13 protein-coding genes are annotated in these 17,709 nt (G+C 60.7%); 4 read left to right on the top strand and 9 right to left on the bottom strand.

The features are described from left to right. From AAAB16_RS12620 to AAAB16_RS12610, 3 genes are all read right to left on the bottom strand, one after another. The coding region (locus tag AAAB16_RS12620; protein WP_340663630.1) for a branched-chain amino acid ABC transporter substrate-binding protein at positions 1-1,066 on the bottom strand (1,066 nt) is incomplete at its 3' end. Between the two features lie 486 nt (positions 1,067-1,552). Next, complete coding sequence (locus AAAB16_RS12615) at positions 1,553-2,836, bottom strand: FAD-binding oxidoreductase (RefSeq protein ID WP_340663629.1); 1,284 nt, start codon at positions 2,834-2,836, stop codon at positions 1,553-1,555. Between the two features lie 50 nt (positions 2,837-2,886). Next, on the bottom strand, positions 2,887-4,377 hold the full coding sequence (locus AAAB16_RS12610) for an aldehyde dehydrogenase family protein (RefSeq protein WP_340663628.1): 1,491 nt from the start codon (positions 4,375-4,377) through the stop codon (positions 2,887-2,889). 140 nt (positions 4,378-4,517) lie between these two features. On the opposite strand from AAAB16_RS12610, the gene AAAB16_RS12605 reads away from it, so the two are divergent. Together AAAB16_RS12605 and AAAB16_RS12600 are read left to right on the top strand one after the other, a co-directional pair. After that, a complete protein-coding gene (locus AAAB16_RS12605) occupies positions 4,518-5,405 on the top strand; it encodes a LysR family transcriptional regulator (RefSeq protein WP_340663627.1) in 888 nt (295 codons plus the stop codon). Positions 5,406-5,510: 105 nt separating this feature from the next. Continuing rightward, the gene (locus tag AAAB16_RS12600; protein ID WP_340663626.1) at positions 5,511-6,545 is read left to right on the top strand and encodes a DUF1338 family protein; all 1,035 of its coding nucleotides are present in this window, start codon (positions 5,511-5,513) and stop codon (positions 6,543-6,545) included. A gap of 136 nt (positions 6,546-6,681) precedes the next feature. Here AAAB16_RS12600 and azu read toward each other — a convergent pair whose 3' ends face one another. Beyond that, positions 6,682-7,131, bottom strand: coding sequence for an azurin (gene azu / locus AAAB16_RS12595; RefSeq protein ID WP_340663625.1), 450 nt, complete (start codon positions 7,129-7,131; stop codon positions 6,682-6,684). Positions 7,132-7,532: 401 nt separating this feature from the next. Between azu and AAAB16_RS12590 the strand changes: the two genes are divergently transcribed. Continuing rightward, a complete protein-coding gene (locus tag AAAB16_RS12590; RefSeq protein WP_340663624.1) occupies positions 7,533-8,111 on the top strand; it encodes a TIGR00730 family Rossman fold protein in 579 nt (192 codons plus the stop codon). An 87-nt stretch (positions 8,112-8,198) separates the two neighbouring features. Next, positions 8,199-8,372: a hypothetical protein gene (locus AAAB16_RS12585; protein WP_340663623.1), complete on the top strand. Its 174-nt coding sequence runs from the start codon at positions 8,199-8,201 to the stop codon at positions 8,370-8,372. 147 nt (positions 8,373-8,519) lie between these two features. Here the strand turns inward: AAAB16_RS12585 and AAAB16_RS12580 are convergent, their stop codons facing one another. The 5 genes from AAAB16_RS12580 to AAAB16_RS12560 all read right to left on the bottom strand — a co-directional run. Continuing rightward, a complete protein-coding gene (locus tag AAAB16_RS12580; RefSeq protein WP_340663622.1) occupies positions 8,520-9,635 on the bottom strand; it encodes an SO2930 family diheme c-type cytochrome in 1,116 nt (371 codons plus the stop codon). Further along, positions 9,632-10,873, bottom strand: a complete 1,242-nt coding sequence (locus AAAB16_RS12575) for a parallel beta-helix domain-containing protein (RefSeq protein ID WP_340663621.1) — start codon at positions 10,871-10,873, stop codon at positions 9,632-9,634. Before AAAB16_RS12575 ends, AAAB16_RS12580 begins: the two co-directional genes overlap by 4 nt. A gap of 193 nt (positions 10,874-11,066) precedes the next feature. Further along, positions 11,067-11,954: a transglutaminase family protein gene (locus AAAB16_RS12570; protein ID WP_340663620.1), complete on the bottom strand. Its 888-nt coding sequence runs from the start codon at positions 11,952-11,954 to the stop codon at positions 11,067-11,069. Then, the gene (locus AAAB16_RS12565) at positions 11,954-14,440 is read right to left on the bottom strand and encodes a circularly permuted type 2 ATP-grasp protein (protein WP_340663619.1); all 2,487 of its coding nucleotides are present in this window, start codon (positions 14,438-14,440) and stop codon (positions 11,954-11,956) included. The genes AAAB16_RS12570 and AAAB16_RS12565 overlap by 1 nt, the downstream gene beginning before the upstream one ends. 142 nt (positions 14,441-14,582) lie before the next feature. Beyond that, positions 14,583-17,709: transglutaminase family protein (locus AAAB16_RS12560; protein WP_340663618.1), on the bottom strand; the 3,127-nt coding region annotated here is incomplete at its 5' end.

Raw genomic sequence — 17,709 nt, 5'->3', positions numbered from 1 at the left:
TCAGGTCGCCTTTCTTATCCCACTCTTTGGTGCCCATTACGGTTTTCACCGGGTTGGCTTTCAGCCAGGCACTGGCCTTGGCGCCGTCGGTGCCTTTGGTGCCAACGAAGGCAGCAGCAACCGCTTGCAGGGCAGCGTAGGAGTACAGGGTGTAGCCTTCTGGCTCATAGCCATTGGCGCGGAATTTCTCGATAACCGGTTTGCCGTCCGGGATATTGCGTGGGTCGGCGCCGAAGGTCATCAGCACGCCTTTGGTGTATTGCGCACCGCCAGCAGTGGTAACGAGTTCGTCGGTGACGATGCCGTCACCGGAAATGAACAGTGCGGTCGAACCTTGTTCGCGCAGCTGACGAACCAGCGGACCGGCTTCAGCGTGCAGGCCACCGAAGTACACCACTTCAGCACCCGAGGAACGGATTTTGGTTACCAGAGCGTTGAAGTCTTTCTCGCCACGGGTCAGACCTTCGTAGATCACTTCCTTCACACCGCGCTTGTTCAGCTGGGCTTTGGTGGCGTCTGCCAGGCCTTGGCCGTAGGTGTCTTTGTCGTGAATGATCGCGACTTTGCTCAGCTTCAGCTTGTCGACGATGTAGTCGCCGGCCACCACGCCTTGCTGGTCGTCACGACCGCAGATACGGAACTCGCCGGACAGGCCGCGCTCGGTAACAGTTGGGTTGGTGGAGGCTGGAGTAATGGAGATGATGCCGGCTTCGTCATACACCTCGGAAGCGGGGATGGTCGACGAGGAACAGAAGTGGCCGATGACGGCGACAGCTTTGTCCGAGTCCACCAGACGGTTGGCAACCGCTACGGCCTGTTTCGGCTCGCAAGCGTCGTCGCCTTTAACCAGTTTGATCTGCTCACCATTGATACCGCCGGCAGCGTTGATATCGGCTGCTGCCTGCTCGGCGCCCTTCCACAGCTGCTCACCAAAAGCAGCATTACCACCGGTCATTGGGCCGGCTACGCCGATAACGACATCAGCAAAGGCTACGGAAGTCATGCTCATAGCACTGGCTACCGCGAACGCCAGAATACCTTTCTTAAAAGTTTTCTTGTGAGGCATGGAGTTTTGCTCCTGAGGGGTTATGTGAAGGCGCAGATGGCAGAGCAAGCGGCGTGCCACACATTTTCAGTGCCGTGAAAAAAACAGAAACGGTTTTACCGACAGCATCGAAAGGCCCTACTTCAAGAGGGTGCAACCCAACAAAACAACAAGGTGCAACCCAAAAGAAAAATAAAGAGCAACCTAACGATCAAGCAATAGCAACCAAGCACCCCAATTAGGGCAACTCGTCGTAACTGTACTTGTCACCGAAGTGCACACCACTGGTGCGCAAAGTGAGGGCACGCGCACCATTACAGGCTAGTGCAGTGTTAAAGGAATGCTTGGCTATGTGCCGATAGGGAGCAAAAAAGCACCTGCAACTGTACTGGCCGCCTCAGAAAAACATGCGAAACGGGGTCCGCAGGGTGTGCTGTGCGCACCAAAGCGATATCAGGAAGACCGCTTGGTGCGCTTAGCACGCCCTACGTCCGGGGCTCCCGCGTCCTAAATAACGATGCGCAAACATTGCCCAGCGTGGTACAGCGAGAAGCCCAGCTCATACAAGCCACTGCGCAAACCGGGCGCACTAATACCATCCATAGGCTGGAACGGCATCGGTAACGCCTCACGCGAGCCGGTGAGCAGGTAGTTGGCAAACGCCCGCCCCACGGCGGTGCCGGTGGTGACGCCGCGGCCGTTGTAACCGGTAACAGCTACCAGCCCGGGGGCCGGTTCAAACAGGCGCATCAGGTGATCGGGGGTGAAAGCGATGGTGCCGGTCCAGGTGCTTTGCCACTCCACTTTGCCCAACTGCGGAAAGTAGAACTGCTGAATGCGGTCAGCCCAGGCGCGCACCGCCCACAATGGTTTATTCGCGGCACTGCCCAGGCTACCCAGTAACAAACGGCCATCGGCGTCGCGGCGAATACTGCTGAGCACTTGGCGGGTATCCCAGGAGCCTTCGCCACCGGGCAAAATGCTGTCTGCCGCTGCCCCGGTTAACGGCACCGAGGCGACCTGGTAATAACTGCCGGGGAAGAAGTTACGCCGCAGCTCAGTCCACTCGCCTTCGGTGTAAGCGTTGGAAGCCAGCACCACTTTCTCGGCTGTGACCACACCCTGCGCTGTGACGACCAGCCAATCGGCGCCCTGCTTTTCCAGGCGGCTGACCGGTGAGTGATGAAACAACTGCCCGCCCAAGCCCACGACAGCCTTGGCCAGGCCACTGACATAGCCCATTGGATTGACGGTGCCGGCGCGGCGATCCAGCAACGCCGCATCGATGCGCGTGGTGCCGGTGGCGGCATGGCAGGCCGCACCGCGAATGATCTCCACCGGCGCACCACGGCGCACCCATTGCGCGCAGCGGCTTTCCAGATCAGCCGTGCCGCTGGCGTTGTGGGCCATATGCAAGGTGCCATTGCGGCGAGCCTGGCAATCGATGGCGTATTTATCGATCAGGGAAAACACCAGCGCCGGCGCATTGCCCATTTCCGCCACCAGCTTGCTGCCCACCTCAGCGCCCAACCCGGCCTCGACATCATCCGGCGCAATCCACATACCGGCATTAACCAGCCCGACATTGCGCCCGGAACCCCCGTGGCCGGTTTCATGGGCCTCAACAATGGCCACGCTTTTGCCCTGTTCAAGCAAGTGCAGGGCTGTGGATAAGCCGGTAAAGCCCGCGCCAATTACGCAAACATCAACCTTCAAGTCACCCACCAGGGCAGCGGCTTTGGGCCGCTCGGGAGTCAACTCTTCCCACAAACACGATTGCTTCAACGGCATAACCAGACCCCAACCAAAAGGAAACCCAACTAACAGCGCCGCTTACTTAATCAATCAAACGTGATGCCCTGAGCCAGGGGCAACTCACGCGAGTAGTTAACGGTGTTGGTCTGGCGACGCATATACGCGCGCCACGAGTCCGAACCCGACTCACGCCCGCCGCCGGTCTCTTTCTCACCGCCAAAGGCGCCGCCAATCTCTGCGCCGCTTGGGCCGATATTGACGTTGGCGATGCCGCAGTCGCTGCCCACTGCCGACATAAACATCTCGGCCTCACGCACATCGGTGGTGAAGATGCACGACGACAACCCTTGAGGTACGTCGTTATTCAGTTTCAGCGCCTCGGCGAACTCGCTATAGCTCAGCACATAAAGAATGGGGGCGAAGGTTTCGTGACGCACCACGGCGCTTTGCTCGGGCATTTCCACGATGGCCGGGGCCACGTAGTAGGCGTTAGGAAATTTATCTTCAAGTTGACGGGTGCCGCCAAACACCTGCCCGCCCTCTTGCTCAGCCTGGCGCAGTGCGGCTTGCATGCCATCGAAGCCTTGCTTGTCGATCAGCGGGCCAACCAGATTGCCTTCCAACGGATGACCGATGCGCACCTTGGCGTAGGCGGTTTTCAGGCGACTGACGATCTCGTCCTTCACTGACTCATGGGCGATCAAACGACGCAGGGTGGTGCAACGCTGACCCGCCGTGCCGATGGCGCTAAACAGGATGCCGCGCACGGCCAGGTCGAGGTCGGCGCTGGGGGCGAGGATCATCGCGTTGTTGCCGCCAAGCTCGAGAATCGAACGGGCAAAACGCGCCGCCACCACCGGCGCTACTTCACGGCCCATGCGTGTGCTACCCGTGGCGCTGACCAGGGCGACGCGGCTGTCCTGCACCAGCGCTTCACCCGCCTCACGGGCGCCGATAATCACCTGGCTGAGGTTTGCCGGCGCCTCACTGAATTGCTTGGCTACGCCGTCAAACAGGGCCTGACAGGCCAAAGCCGTGAGCGGGGTTTTCTCCGACGGCTTCCACACCACCGAGTTACCGCACACCAGCGCCAGCGTGGTGTTCCACGCCCATACGGCGACCGGAAAGTTAAAGGCGCTGATCACGCCGACCACACCCAGCGGGTGCCAGGTTTCGCGCATATGGTGGCCTGGACGTTCGGAGGCGATGGTCAGGCCATAGAGCTGACGCGACAGGCCAACGGCAAAGTCGCAGATATCGATCATTTCCTGCACTTCACCCAGGCCTTCCTGGGTGATCTTGCCGGCCTCCCACGACACCAATTCGCCCAACTCGGCCTTGTGGGCGCGCAGCGCTTCACCGAACAAACGGATCAACTCGCCACGGCGCGGTGCTGGCACTTGCCGCCAGGCCTGAAATGCAGTTTCAGCTTGGCCGATTTGGGCCTGCACCGAGGCCGCGTCTTGCAACTGCACGCTGCCGATCTGGCTGCCATCGATGGGTGAATATACGGCGTGCGCGCCCTGGTTATAGCGTTCAGGGGCGACGCCCAATTTACTCAGCAATGCAGCAACCATGTCTCGGCACCTGTTTGGTTAAGGAGTGAATTCAATGGCAGCAGTAATAGCCCGCCAGCCGCCAGCCAACAAACGACCTTTACTCCACACATCATTCCGTTTAGTAATGCCAAACCCCAGCGCACCACCAAGGCACCGCCATGCTTAAACGCCATATGCCCTCGCTTACCGCTTTGCAATGCTTTGAAGCGGTGGCGCGCCACCTGAGTTTTACCCGCGCCTCGGAAGAACTGGCGCTCACCCAGAGCGCGGTGAGTAAGCAGGTGGCGCAGTTGGAAGAACTGGTCCAACACCTGCTGTTTCGCCGGGTACGACGCAGTTTGCAGCTCACGCCGGCAGGCTCGCTGTACTTGGTTGAGGTGCGCAAAATCCTTACCCAGGTGGAAATGTCGACCCACTATCTGCGCTCCTACGGCGGCGAAACCGAAGTGCTGCGGGTGGCCACCTTACCCACCTTTGGCGCCCGCTGGCTGGTGCCACGCCTTAAGGGCTGGCGCCTGCGCCACCCGAATATTCACTTGGACGTGTTTAACGAAGTGGAGCCCGACGAACTGGCCCAGGGCCGCAGTGACGTGTCGTTCTACTTCGGCCAAAGCGCCCGGCCTGGCGCTGAGTGCGTGCGCTTATTTGGCGAGGAAATGGTCCCGGTGTGCGCCCCTGGGGTGATGCCCGAACAGCCCTATACCGATCCCACCCAACTCACTGACCTGGTGCTGCTGCAAAACGCTACGCGCCCGGAAGCCTGGCACGAGTGGTTCCATAGCCAGGACCGGCACACCGAACACAGCTATCACGGCCCACGCTTCGACAGCTTTTATATGTGCATCCGCGCCGCGCAAGTGGGTTGCGGCGTGGCGTTGTTGCCGCGTTTTCTGGTGGAGGAAGAGTTGGCCGAAGGCAAGCTGGTAATCCCCTGGCAGCACAGCCTGACCAGCAGCAGCGCCTATTACCTGGCCTACGCTGAACATGCCGCCGAAGTACCCAAGGTGCGCGACTTTGTGCGCTGGATTCACCAACAGGTCGAATAAGCGCCAACAAGAATTTATGGAATAGACCCGGCGTTTTTTTTCGCTTGTCGCAAGGGCCGCCGAGCGTTCTGATAGCACTACCTAGTCAGCCCAGAGCCTCCAGTCATGACCCGCGATGCCGCCCTCTCCCACCAGAGCCTGCTCCAGCTTGTCAGCGCCGCCATTGGCCAGCCCGCTGCCGACTGGGTATTTGCCCACGTCGCCATTCCCCAGGGCCTCGCTCAATTCGCCAACAGCGAACAGCAACTGCACCGTGCCTGGCTGGCCGAAGCGCTGAACCTGAGCCTGTTTTATAAGCTGGTGGAAGCGGTGCCCAATGGCCGCCTGTATGTTGAAGAACAACTGCAGGACGGCCGCCAGGTGGTGTTCGACCATGGCGCTATTCGCACCGTTGACTGGCCTGAGAACGGCGAGCTGCCGCGCGGTCGTCACGCTTTTACCCGCCTGCTGGAACCGCTGGGCTTTACCGATGTGCGCACTTACCCGCTGACCAAGCTGAAAATGACCGGCTACGCCTACCGGCAAATGGACCTGCCAGCGGATATCGCCCAATTCTTTGTTTCCGAATTGCACCCGGGGCGTTTCAGTGAAGGCTTTCAACAAGCGGTGACGCGCGTGTGCGAAACCAACCGTGACCCGTTAAGCGCCGCCAACCTGGCAACCCTTAAAACCTTGCGCCACAGCCGTCATTGCAGCCTGGCGGCAGCACTGGCACTGATGCCGGCGCTGTACCAAGCCTTCGACTGCCAGCACAGCACGGTGCAGGAAAGCGATTACCAAGCGCTACTGAGCGAAAGCGCGGAAATGGCCTGGATCGCCACCGAAGGTAACCGCTTTAACCACCTCACCGACCGTGTCGTCGACCTGCAAGCGGTGGTCGACCACCAGCGCACCATCGGCCGGCCGATGAAAGACAGCATCGAAACCTCCAGCTCGCGCCGGGTGATGCAAACCGCCTACAAAGCCGTGCAGGTGCAGCGCACCTTTATCGACGCCCACGGGCAAACCGTGCAACGCAGCGTGCCGGGGTCGTTTGTGGAATTTATTCAGCGCGAAGTGGATGAAGAGACTGGCGAGTTAGACCTGCATTTCGATAGCAGCAATGCCCAGGGCATTTTCAAAATGACCGACTCGCGCTAACGGCAAAAGCCGTCGTCCCCGCGAAGGCGGGGACCCAGAGTCCATCGCCTAACGACGTTCCCTTCACTATCCTAGGCCCCCGCCTGCGCGGGGACGACGGTGCTTGCCAATAGGGCAGCGCAGTAGCTGATTGGGCTTAGTCGACCAACGTCACCGAGCCTTTCATCATCGAAATATGCCCTGGGAACGAGCAGAAGAACGCATAGTCTTCGCCGGCTTTAAGCTTGCTCACATCAAAGGTCACCGCGTCTTTCTCGCCAGCACCAATGACTTTGGTGTGGGCGATTACCCGGTCGTCACCGGCTTTCAGGTAGTTGGCATCAATGCCCGCCGCCATGCCATCGGTGGCCACAGCAGCCGAGTCGGCGGTTTTGCTGATAACCAGGTTATGGCCCATCGCGGTCTTGGCCATTGAGCCGCTGTGGGTCAAATTGACGGTGAAGGTTTTGCAGCTTTTGCTGATTTTGATGTCTTTGGTGTCGTAGGTCATTTGGTCGGTGGAGTCGACCGTCACGGAACAATCGGCGGCGAAAACCTGAACGCTGGCCAGGGTAAGAACGGAAGCAACTACAAGCTTGCGAAACATGGTGAACTCCTTGGCAGGATGGGCCATTGGCCCGGATAAATCTGCCGCCTTGACGCGAACGCCAGCGGGCAGGTGCGACAACAAAAAAGGGTCGTGCAGTTACAGAGACGTTTGATAGCACATTCAGGTTCAAGCAAACGCGAGGCAAAAAGCCGCACTACTAAAGTGCTATGGCCGCTATCGACAGAATCAAACAGCCGGCAACCGCCGCCCCCGTTAGCCTGGCCGCTCTTTTAACGAGGGCCGCACCATGAACCTTAACAACCTGTTACACAGCCTGCTCGCCGCCTACGCTTGCGGCGCCAGCGGCACATGCGCCGATGAAAAGGTATTTGCCTAAGCCTTGGTGAGTGCACGCACAGCCAGTACCCTGTGGGCAGTTTTTGCCTATGGAGCCTGTTATGTCGTTGCGTTCTCTTTGCGTTTTTTGTGGTGCCAGCCCTGGCGCCAACCCGGTGTATAGCGAAGCGGCGGTAAACCTGGGGCGCACCCTGGCCGAGCAAGGCATTCGCCTGGTTTACGGTGGCGGTGCAGTCGGCCTGATGGGCATCGTCGCCGACGCGGCGCTGGCCGCCGGTGGTGAAGTGATTGGGGTCATTCCGCAGTCGCTAAAAGACGCCGAAATCGGTCACCCCGGCCTTACCCGCCTGGAAGTGGTCGACGGCATGCATGCGCGCAAAGCGCGGATGGCCGAATTGAGTGACGGTTTTATCGCGCTACCCGGCGGCTTGGGCACCTTGGAAGAGTTGTTTGAAGTCTGGACCTGGGGCCAACTCGGCTACCACAGCAAACCCATGGGCCTGCTGGAAGTGAATGGCTTCTACGCCAAGCTCAATGACTTTCTCGATCACCTGGTGGAAGAGCGTTTTGTTCGCGCTCCGCACCGGCAAATGCTGCAAATCAACGAGTCGGCAAGCGCGCTGATTGCCGCCATGGATGCCTGGAAACCCGCCGTCGCGCCCAAGTGGGTCGACCGCTAGCACGCAGGCCCGCTACGCGAAATGACAGCGCGCCGCGCTGCGTTGCGCTTTAATCAAACCACTGCGCCCCTGCCCCCGAGGAACACCATGGCCAAACCCAACTACGCCTTCGCCAAACAGCAACGTGACCTTGCCAAAGAGCAGAAGAAGGAAGAGAAGCGCCAACGCCGCATCGCCCATGAACTTGAGCATGGTGTGGCGCCAGACGACGATGACAGCGAGACGACCGATAGAGTTGAAAGCGAAGCACCGCGGGGCTAAGCAACTCACCGCAGCGGCTAGCCTCTGCGGCGCCTGGATCCCCGCCTGCGCGGGGACGACAGTGACATCGGCCCAATCACCGTCGTTCCCGCGTAGGCGGGAATCCACTGGGCTGACGATGCACAGTCGTCGAACGGAAAGTGTTCATCAGCAGCCGCCATCCAAGCTGGCGATCCAGCGCGTTAGCACTTCAACACCTTCGTGGTGCACCACCGAGCGCCCCAGCTCCGGCATCATCACGCTGGGGTCGGTGCTTTCCAGGCGGTAGATGAGCACCGACTCATCCGGCTTGCCGGGGTGAATATCCACCAGCCGATCCCCCGAGCCTTTGCCCGCCGCCACCGGTTGTTTGCATAAGCCGCTGTGAATGCCGGTGGCTGTGGCCAGGTTCAGCATCAAGCCGGACGTACGCGCCGGCCCCTTGGGGTTGTGGCAGTGCGCGCAGTTGGCATCGAGATAACTGCGCGCTTGTTTCTCCAGACTCTCGCCGGCACGCGGGCGCCCCCACAAGGCGTTCTGCGGCACGCCAACCAACGCTGCCGGCACGCCGGTAAGCAGTCCCTTTTGTTGCCAATGTTGCAGTTGGTTGGCGGCGCCATCGGAGTAGACCAAGTCTTTATTCAAATGCCGCGCTTTTGGCCCCAGCGGGTTGATGCCCTGACCGTGGCTTTCTTCGTGACAACCAGCGCATTGGTTGGCGTCTGGCACGGCGTAATCCACGGCCAAGGTTTGCCCTTGCTCATCCAGCAAGCTCAGGCTCTGACTGTCACCGGCCAACTCCAGGTGGGCTTCGGTTTGCTTGTCGTTCCATACATAGGGCAGCGCCACCCAGCCGGTTTTCTGCTTGAGCAAGATGCGTGTTTCCACCAGATGCACACGGTCCAGCTCAAGGCCGGTATTGGCATCGCGGTCATCCTGGCTATTGCGGCGCAGGCGGCCTTGTTCATCTTTGGGGTAGTAGAAGGTTTTGCTCAGCACGGTGCCGACGGGGAAGTCGAAATGCTCTTCGCCATAAGTGGCCGCTGAACCGGCCGGCATCCACACGGTGCGCATTTTGTGCGCGTAGTCGGTGAACAACGGCGTGTTGAGGTCATACGGCGTGACCGCAGCAACGGGCTGCAAATGCCCGCCCCCCAGTTTCAACATGCCCCACTCGCTAAGGGTTTGCGGGTACTTGTCGCCCTCGGGCAAATACAACGGTGCCGACTGCTTGGAGCACGCCGCCAGCAGCAGCGCGCTCGCCAACACAAGCCATGCCTTCATGCACCCTGCCCCGCTTTGGCGGAGGCCAGTTCAATAGCGGGCAACTTCGGCAGGCTGCATGTGTGGCTACTCATATCGGTGCTGATGTTTTTATAGCCGTTGGGCGCGTCGACGTTTATCAAGCCCGCCGCGCCGTTATCCACGCAGATGGCCAGGTCGGCCGGCAGCTTGCCGTCTTTAAGCTTGTCGACGTTTACATAACCATCCCAAAGGATATCCGGCAGCCGCCCGCTGAGGCCGTATTGGCTGATGCGCAGGGCTTTGAGCTCGAGGTTGTCCGGGCTATCGCCGCCCGGGCCAAAACGGTTGCCGTAGATATAGATACTTTCCGGGTACGGATCGAAGCCGTCGGCAGTAGAAAGGTTGGTGTAACCGGTGCTGAAGTAACTGCTGACAATCAGGTTGGCGGTTTTGTGTTCGCCAATATCGTTGTCGAAGATTTCCACCTGATCGTTGGAGTTGATCACCACGCCCGAACCGGCCGGAACGCTGGCCACTGGCGTGCCTTTGTGGCCGAAGTTGTCGTGGTTATTGCCCTGCACTTTGTTGTGGAACACCCGGGTGGCGCGCCCGGCCTGCTGCAGGTTTGGCATGTTGAACACCAGAATGCCGCCGGTATTGCCGGTGGCGACGTTGTCGTAAACGTCGGCGCCGATGGTGTTTTCGATCTCGATGCCGGCGACGTTTTTCTCCGCCCGGCTATTGCGCACCACCACATTACGCGACTGGCCAACATAGATGCCGGCGTCCGAGGCACCAATGGCCACCACGCCGTCGAGCAGCACGTTTTCGGTCTGCACCGGGTACACGCCATAGGCACCGTTTTCGGTGGCCGGGCCGTTAGTCCACTCGGTGCGCACACGGCGGATGATGATGTTTTTGCCGCCCACCACCTTTAGCGAATCGCCTTTGGTGTCTTCAAACGCCAGGTCTTCAATGGTGAAGTCCGAGGCATCCACCAGCAGGCCTTCAGCGCCGCTTTTCTGGCCCTTGAAGCTGAGCACGGTCTTGTCCATGCCGGCACCCTTAATGGTCACGCCGCTGGCTTTAAGGCTCAGGCTGCGGTCCAGCTGATAGGTGCCGGCAGGAATTTCAATCACATCACCGGGCTTGGCGGCGATCAGCTTGCCTTGCAGCTCTTTCTGGAAGTCGGTGTGGGTAACGGCCGGTTTTTCTGGCTCGCCACACGCGGCAAGCAACACGGATACGGCGAGTACAGACAAAGTGGCGATACGCATGGCGGGCTCCGCGAGGTTTTTATGAGTTTTGTAACCCTTTATTTAATTGGCACTATAGTTCCAACTAAAGTAAAAACCAAGCCCTACGCGCCCTGCGGAAAATGATGACGGCAAGATCTTAGATCGCGTGAAGGTGCGCACAGCACACCCTACGGTCGTACATCTCGTAGGGTGTGCGCGCGTACCAAGCGATCTATAAGGGAAGAACCGTGACCTGCACGTCCGGATCGTGGCTACCGCCGCCAAGAATCACCCCGCGCAATGGCGACACATCGGAGAAGTCCCGCCCGCGCGCCAGGCTGATGTGCTCCAACGCCGGCCGCACATTGTTGGTGGGGTCAAAATCCACCCAGCCAAGCATGGGGCAATAAACCGACACCCAGGCATGCGAGGCATCGGCGCCAATCAGCCGCGGCTGGCCCGGTGGCGGCTGGGTGAGCAGGTAGCCGCTAACGTAGCGCGCCGCCAGGCCGCGGGAGCGCAGGCAGGCGAGCATCAGGTGGGCGAAGTCCTGGCACACGCCACGGCGGCGCTCCAGCACTTCCACCAGTGGCGTCGCCACTTGGGTGGCTTCGGCGTCAAAGGTGAATTCGCGGAAGATCTTTTCCATCAACGCCTGCACGCCGAGCAACAACGGACGGCTGGGTGGGAAGCAACTGTCGGCGTAGTCGGAGAAGGCTTTTTTCAGGCGCACATAGGGCGATTCAAAGCAGAAGCGGCAGGCGTCCAGCACCGGATCGGGCTTGGGCTTGCCGTTGTAGGTCAGCACGCTGCGGGTATGGTCCCAGGCGGGCGACTGGTGGAAATCCAGCGCCGGCTGCGCACGCAATTCCACCACCAGGCGGGCATTCACTTGCAACTCGTCATGGGGCCGTTCGAAGGCCAAGCGGGTAATCGGGTTGCCGAATACATCCTGCTCATCGCGTCGGCTGGTAGGCTCGGGATTGATGTGCAGCTCTTGCTCGGTGCACACCTGCCAGGGACTGGGCCGCGGCCATAAATGCGCCAGTTGCTGGGCCAGGGACACCGGGCTGTCGTAGCGGTAATGGGTGTCGTGGAGAATTTGGTAGCGCGCGCTCATTACACCGACACCGTTTGCTTGCTCACATCATCTACATGGGCGAAATGGCGCAGGGCTAGACGATCCGAGGCATGGCCCGCCGCGTCAGAGACCTTGCCCAGCAGCACCACCAAGCCGTCGATAACTGCACGCAGACTGGTAACGCCAAATAGCTGGTTTTCCAGACTGCCCAGATTGAACGCCTCCAACTGCTCAGCCAGGAGCGTCAGGCCCACCTCGCGCGGTGCGCCGAAGTCTTCGTTCAAGCGGCTTAACGAACGCACCACCAGGCGCAGTTGGAACAACACCGCGTGGGGGTTTTGCTCATCAAGCAGGAGCAAGTCGAGCACCGGAATCAACTGCGGCACAGCCATATAACGTGAGCGGTAGGTGATGCTGCTGTTACCCAGCTCCAGCAGCCATTCCAGGCCGACCTGGTCAAACACCGCCACGCCGTGGAGAAACTCGGCCAGGCTGCGACTGAGAAATTGCAGGCGTTCGATCTGCCGACCGACCATTAAAAAGCGCCAGCCTTCGTCACGGGTCATATCGTCGAGGGCAAAGCCGGACAAGGCCGCCAGCGACATCACCAGACGGTTGAGGAAATCCAGCAGCTCGCCAAAGTCTGGCTCTTCGCTGTCGAGAATCTGCGCGTCGTGCTGCAACTGCACCAGCGCTTGCCAGTTCTCGCGGGACAGCTTGCCGCGCACCTGCGAGGCCGCCCACTGCAAGCGCAGCAAGTTGGCGCGCAGACTGGCCGGCCATTCCCGCCCCAGCAACGCTTCCAACAGCCGCTCGTGCAAGTCGCCCTCTTCGGGCAATAGCTTGAGGCTTTCGGCCAACTCCACCGCCGCGCGCAAGGCCAACGGGTCGTCGCCTTCGACATAACGCGCCAGCATGATGCGCAGCAGCCGCGCGCTGTCGTCGCAGCGTTCGCAATAGCGGCCAAACCAGAACAGGTTTTCCACAATGCGCGAGGGCAGATACGGGTCGCGGCGCACCAGGCCGAGGCCGCCGAGGTTTTTCGGATTTGGTTTGGTTTCGCCGCCCGGCGCCGGTTCGCCCAGCACCCACGTGTCTTTACTGGCGCCGCCGCGTTGCATCGACACCACCTCGGCATCCGCCTCGGCCGCCACGCGAGTCAGGCCGCCCGGCAAAATACGATAGCCATCGGCATCCGCCACCGCATACACGCGCATACCGATGGCGCGCGGTTGCAGTTGGCCATTTTCCGCCTGCCAGACCGGCGCTTGCGAGAGTTGCGGCAGCTCCTGCGCCACATACGCATAAGGCCGCGCACGAATACGTTTGGCCAGGGCGCTGAGTTGTTCTTTGCTCAGGTCGCGGCCAAACACCGGGCTAAAACTCTGCGACGGGAAGGCCGGTTTAATCAGCAGTTCCGGCAGCTTCTCGAGCGCCTGGGCCAGCACCGGTTCCTCGCCGCACCACCAGGTGGCAATCGAGGGCAGCAGCAGTTCTTCGCCAAACAGGTGCTGGTTGATCTTCGGTAGAAAGCCGAGCAACCCCGGCGACTCCAGCACACCGCTGCCCAAGGCATTGGCCACCAGCACGCGCCCTTGCCGCACCGACTCCAGCAGCCCCGGCACGCCCAGCGCCGAGTCGGTACGCAGCTCCAACGGGTCGCAGAAGTCATCGTCCAGGCGGCGCATGATGGCGTGCACGCGGCGCAGGCCGCTAAGGGTTTTCAGGTACACGGTGGCGTCGCGCACGGTCAGGTCGCCGCCTTCCACCAAGGGGTAGCCGAGCTGGCGCGCCAGGTACAAATGTTCGAAATAACTTTCGTTAAAACGCCCCGGCGTCAGCAGCACCACCAGCGGTACTTCACCGTCGGTAGGGGCCTGACGGGCCACGGTTTCCTGCAAGGTGCGGAAAAACGCGTTGAGGTGCTGAATCTGCAAATCACGGTACAGCTCTGGGAAGGCGCGCGAGACGATCTGGCGGTTTTCCAAGGCATAACCGGCACCGGAAGGCGCCTGGGTACGGTCGGCGGTCACCCACCAACGACCATCCGGTGTACGGGCCAAGTCCACGGCATACACATGCAGATACGTGCCATCGGGCGGCTGCACGCCCTGGCACGGCCAGAGGAAGTTGTTGTGGCCAAAGATCAGCTCGGCCGGCAGCAAGCCGCCGGAGATGAGCTTTTGCGGGCCATAAAGGTCGGCCAATACGCTGTTCAGCAACTTGGCGCGCTGGGCGATGCCCGCGGCGATCTGCTGCCACTCATCGGCGGCCAGCAGGTTGGGCAATAGGTCCAACTCCCAGGGGCGGTCGGCGCCTTTGGGGTCGGCATAAACGTTGTAGGTAACGCCGTTTTCCTGAATCTGCCGGGTCAGCAAGGCCTGGCGCTGGGCCAGTTGCAGGGCGCTGCTGCGTTGCAGTTGGTCAAACATGCGGCGCCAATGGGCACGCAGGTTTCCCTCTGCGTCGAGCATCTCGTGGTAGGTACCCGGTATCAGCCGGTAACAGTGCAGCAGGTCAGGCATGTAACGCTCGGCAGACGCAGGAGTAATCACGGTAAACGGCTAAAAAAGCGTAGCGCAGACCACGGATATCACCCGTGCCTCGCCGCCTACAAGGGGCGGCGCTAGGCCTGGCTAGCCTCAATTCTCTTGTTCTATCTCTTGCTCAACGGCGATGCAGACGTAAATCCAGGGTCATGGGCATTTCATCGTTGACCTGCAACAACGGCACCGGCAAGTGCCCAGGGTTGTGGCCCAACCGGAAGAAGCGCGCCATGCGCCGGCTTTCGGCTTCGTTGGCATTCACCGGCAAGGTCTCGTAATTACGCCCGCCAGGGTGGGCGACATGATACTGGCAACCGCCCAAGGAGCGCTGCATCCAGGTATCAAGCAGGTCAAAAATCAGCGGTGCATGCACAGGAATTGTTGGTTGCAGTGCGTTATACGGCTGCCAGGCGCGAAAACGCACACCAGCCACAAACTCCCCCACGCGCCCAGTCGGCTGCAACGGCACCGGCACCCCATTGCAGGTAAGCATGTAGCGCTGCGGCGGCAAACCGTTGAGTTTTACCTGCACACGCTCCAGGGACGAATCGACATAACGCACCGTGCCGCCACCGCCGCCCTCCTCACCGAGCACATGCCAAGGCTCCAGGGCCTGGCGCAACTCCAGCTCGATACCCGCGACGTTGTAGTCACCGATTTTCGGAAAACGGAATTCGGTGTGGGCTGCAAACCACTCGGCGCGCAGCGGATAACCGGCGTTGTTTAACTCGACGATGACATCGGCAAAATCCTGCGCAATAAAGTGCGGCAGCAAAAAGCGGTCGTGCAGCTCAGTGCCCCAGCGCGCCAGCTTTGGCGGCGCATAGGGCTCACGCCAGAAGCGCGCCACCAAGGCGCGCAGCAGCAGTTGCTGAGTCAGGCTCATGCGCGCATGGGGCGGCATTTCGAAGCCGCGCAGCTCCAGCAAGCCCAAGCGGCCGCTGGCGCTGTCCGGCGAATAGAGTTTGTCGATGCAGAACTCGGCGCGGTGGGTATTGCCGGTAACGTCGATAAGCAAGTTGCGCAGCAAACGGTCAACGATCCACGGCGGGCATTGCTCGCCCGGCGCCGGCATTTGCGAGAAGGCAATTTCCAGCTCGTACAGCGAGTCGTTGCGCGCTTCGTCGATGCGCGGTGCCTGCGATGTGGGGCCGATAAACAGCCCGGAGAACAGGTACGACAGCGACGGGTGATTGTGCCAATAGCTGATCAAACTGCGCAGCAGATCGGGGCGGCGCAAAAACGGCGAATCGCCCGGCGTGGCGCCACCGAGGACAAAGTGGTTACCGCCACCGGTGCCAGTGTGGCGGCCGTCGATCATAAATTTTTCCGTGGTCAGGCGCGTTTGCCGGGCTTCCTCATAAAGGAATTCGGTGCGCTCGACCAACTGTTCCCAACTGGACGAGGGCTGCACGTTGACTTCGATGACGCCGGGGTCCGGGGTGATGCGGAAATTGCCCAAACGCGGGTCGCTCGGCGGCTCGTACCCTTCCAGCAACACCGGGCAGTGCAGCTCTTCGGCACAGGCCTCGATCACGCTAACTAGCGCCAGGTAATCCTCCAGCTTGGCCAACGGCGGCATAAACAGATACAGGCGCCCCTCGCGGGCTTCGGCGCACAACGCCGTGCGAGTTAGCCAGGAAGCCGACTCATCAATCTTCGGTTCCCGCTCTTCGCCCTTGACCGGCGCTTCGCCGCGCTCAACCGGCAACAGACGCAAGGTGTCGGCAGCAGGCAACTCGGCAAAGGTCTGGTTCGGGTCTTGGGCATGCACAAACGGAAACTCGGCAGCCTTGACCCATGGCTGCGAGGCCAATGGCAGGCGATAGCCCATGGCCGAGTCGCCAGGCACCAAGCGGCAATGTTCGTCGCGCAGGTACCAACGGCCACTCTGCCAGGCGTCTTCAGCCGCGGTGCGGGCCAGCGGCAGCACTTGGCCAACGACCTTATCCAGGCCTTGGGCAAATACCTTGCGCAGCCGCGCGCGCTCCATTGCGTCTTCCAGGCGCGGGTCTGCGGCGCTGACGTTTTTCGGCAACGCGCCTTCGCGCCAGAGGTAGTAGAAATTGTCCTCGTATGCGGGGAAGACAAACTCGCTGGAGAGCTGCAAACGCTCCGCGACGCTGGCCAAAAACACCCCGGCCAACTCACCATCGGCCTTGTAGTCTTCGCCCTCGTCGGCAATCAACGCCAGGTTGTGCCAGATCGGCTGGCCGTCATGTCGCCAAAAGCAGTTCAGCGACCAACGCGGCAATTGCTCGCCGGGGTACCACTTGCCCTGGCCAAAATGCACCAGGCCATTGGGCGCGTAACGCTTGCGCATGCGCTGATAGAGCTCGGCGGAAAGCTTGCGCTTGTTCTCGCCCAGGGCATCGGTATTCCACTCGGCGCCGTCGGGGTCATCAATCGACACAAAGGTCGGCTCGCCGCCCATGGTCAGGCGCACATCGCCTTGCAGCAGGTCGTTATCAATCTGCCGGCCCAGGCGTTCGATCTCCAGCCATTGCTCATCGGTATACGGCTTGGTAACTCGCGGCGCTTCCCAAATGCGCTCCACCGACATTTCGTGAGTGAACTCGGCTTCACACGGCTCGACCACGCCACTAATTGGCGCCGCAGAAGAAGGCTCTGGGCTACACGCCAATGGGATATGACCTTCACCAGCAAACAGCCCGGAAGTCGGGTCCAGGCCCACCCAACCGGCGCCCGGCAAATACACTTCGCACCAGGCGTGCAAGTCGGTGAAATCCACGGTGGTGCCGGACGGGCCATCCAAGGCTTTAACGTCGGCGGTCAGTTGAATCAGATAGCCCGAGACAAAGCGCGCGGCCAAGCCGAGGTTGCGCAAGATCTGCACCAGCAACCAGGCCGAATCGCGGCACGAGCCGGAGGCGTTGGTCAGGGTTTGCTCGGGGGTTTGCACACCTGGCTCCATGCGGATCAGGTAGCTGATGTCCTCGCTCAGGCGCTGGTTCAGCGCCACCAGAAAATCAATGGTCGGCAGCGGTTTGCGCTCGATGCTGGCGACATAGGCGGCGAATTTTGTAGTCGGCTCGAGGGTGGCCAGATACGGCGTCAGCTCGCGCTTTTCGTCCGCCGCATAGGTGAACGGAATCTTTTCCGCGTAGGGCTCAAGGAAGAAATCGAACGGGTTAAACACCGCCATTTCGGCGACCAAATCGACCTCAATGCGCAGCTCAGTGGTCTTTTCCGGAAACACCAGGCGCGCCAGGTAATTGCCCTGGGGG

Source organism: Pseudomonas sp. (assembly GCF_037994325.1).
In the GTDB taxonomy this organism is placed as follows: Bacteria; Pseudomonadota; Gammaproteobacteria; order Pseudomonadales; family Pseudomonadaceae; genus Aquipseudomonas.
Note: the sequence above shows the minus strand (reverse complement) of the source record. Positions and strands in the feature narration are given on the sequence as shown.

Excerpts from the sequence above, each read along its gene's own strand:
- AAAB16_RS12600 (WP_340663626.1), top strand. The coding sequence starts at position 5,511 with ATGACCCGCGATGCCGCCCTCTCCCACCAGAGCCTGCTCCAGCTTGTC.
- AAAB16_RS12580 (WP_340663622.1), bottom strand. The coding sequence starts at position 9,635 with ATGAAGGCATGGCTTGTGTTGGCGAGCGCGCTGCTGCTGGCGGCGTGC.
- AAAB16_RS12575 (WP_340663621.1), bottom strand. The coding sequence starts at position 10,873 with ATGCGTATCGCCACTTTGTCTGTACTCGCCGTATCCGTGTTGCTTGCC.
- AAAB16_RS12615 (WP_340663629.1), bottom strand. The coding sequence starts at position 2,836 with ATGCCGTTGAAGCAATCGTGTTTGTGGGAAGAGTTGACTCCCGAGCGG.
- AAAB16_RS12605 (WP_340663627.1), top strand. The coding sequence starts at position 4,518 with ATGCTTAAACGCCATATGCCCTCGCTTACCGCTTTGCAATGCTTTGAA.
- AAAB16_RS12590 (WP_340663624.1), top strand. The coding sequence starts at position 7,533 with ATGTCGTTGCGTTCTCTTTGCGTTTTTTGTGGTGCCAGCCCTGGCGCC.
- AAAB16_RS12570 (WP_340663620.1), bottom strand. The coding sequence starts at position 11,954 with ATGAGCGCGCGCTACCAAATTCTCCACGACACCCATTACCGCTACGAC.
- azu (WP_340663625.1), bottom strand. The coding sequence starts at position 7,131 with ATGTTTCGCAAGCTTGTAGTTGCTTCCGTTCTTACCCTGGCCAGCGTT.
- AAAB16_RS12565 (WP_340663619.1), bottom strand. The coding sequence starts at position 14,440 with ATGCCTGACCTGCTGCACTGTTACCGGCTGATACCGGGTACCTACCAC.
- AAAB16_RS12610 (WP_340663628.1), bottom strand. The coding sequence starts at position 4,377 with ATGGTTGCTGCATTGCTGAGTAAATTGGGCGTCGCCCCTGAACGCTAT.
- AAAB16_RS12585 (WP_340663623.1), top strand. The coding sequence starts at position 8,199 with ATGGCCAAACCCAACTACGCCTTCGCCAAACAGCAACGTGACCTTGCC.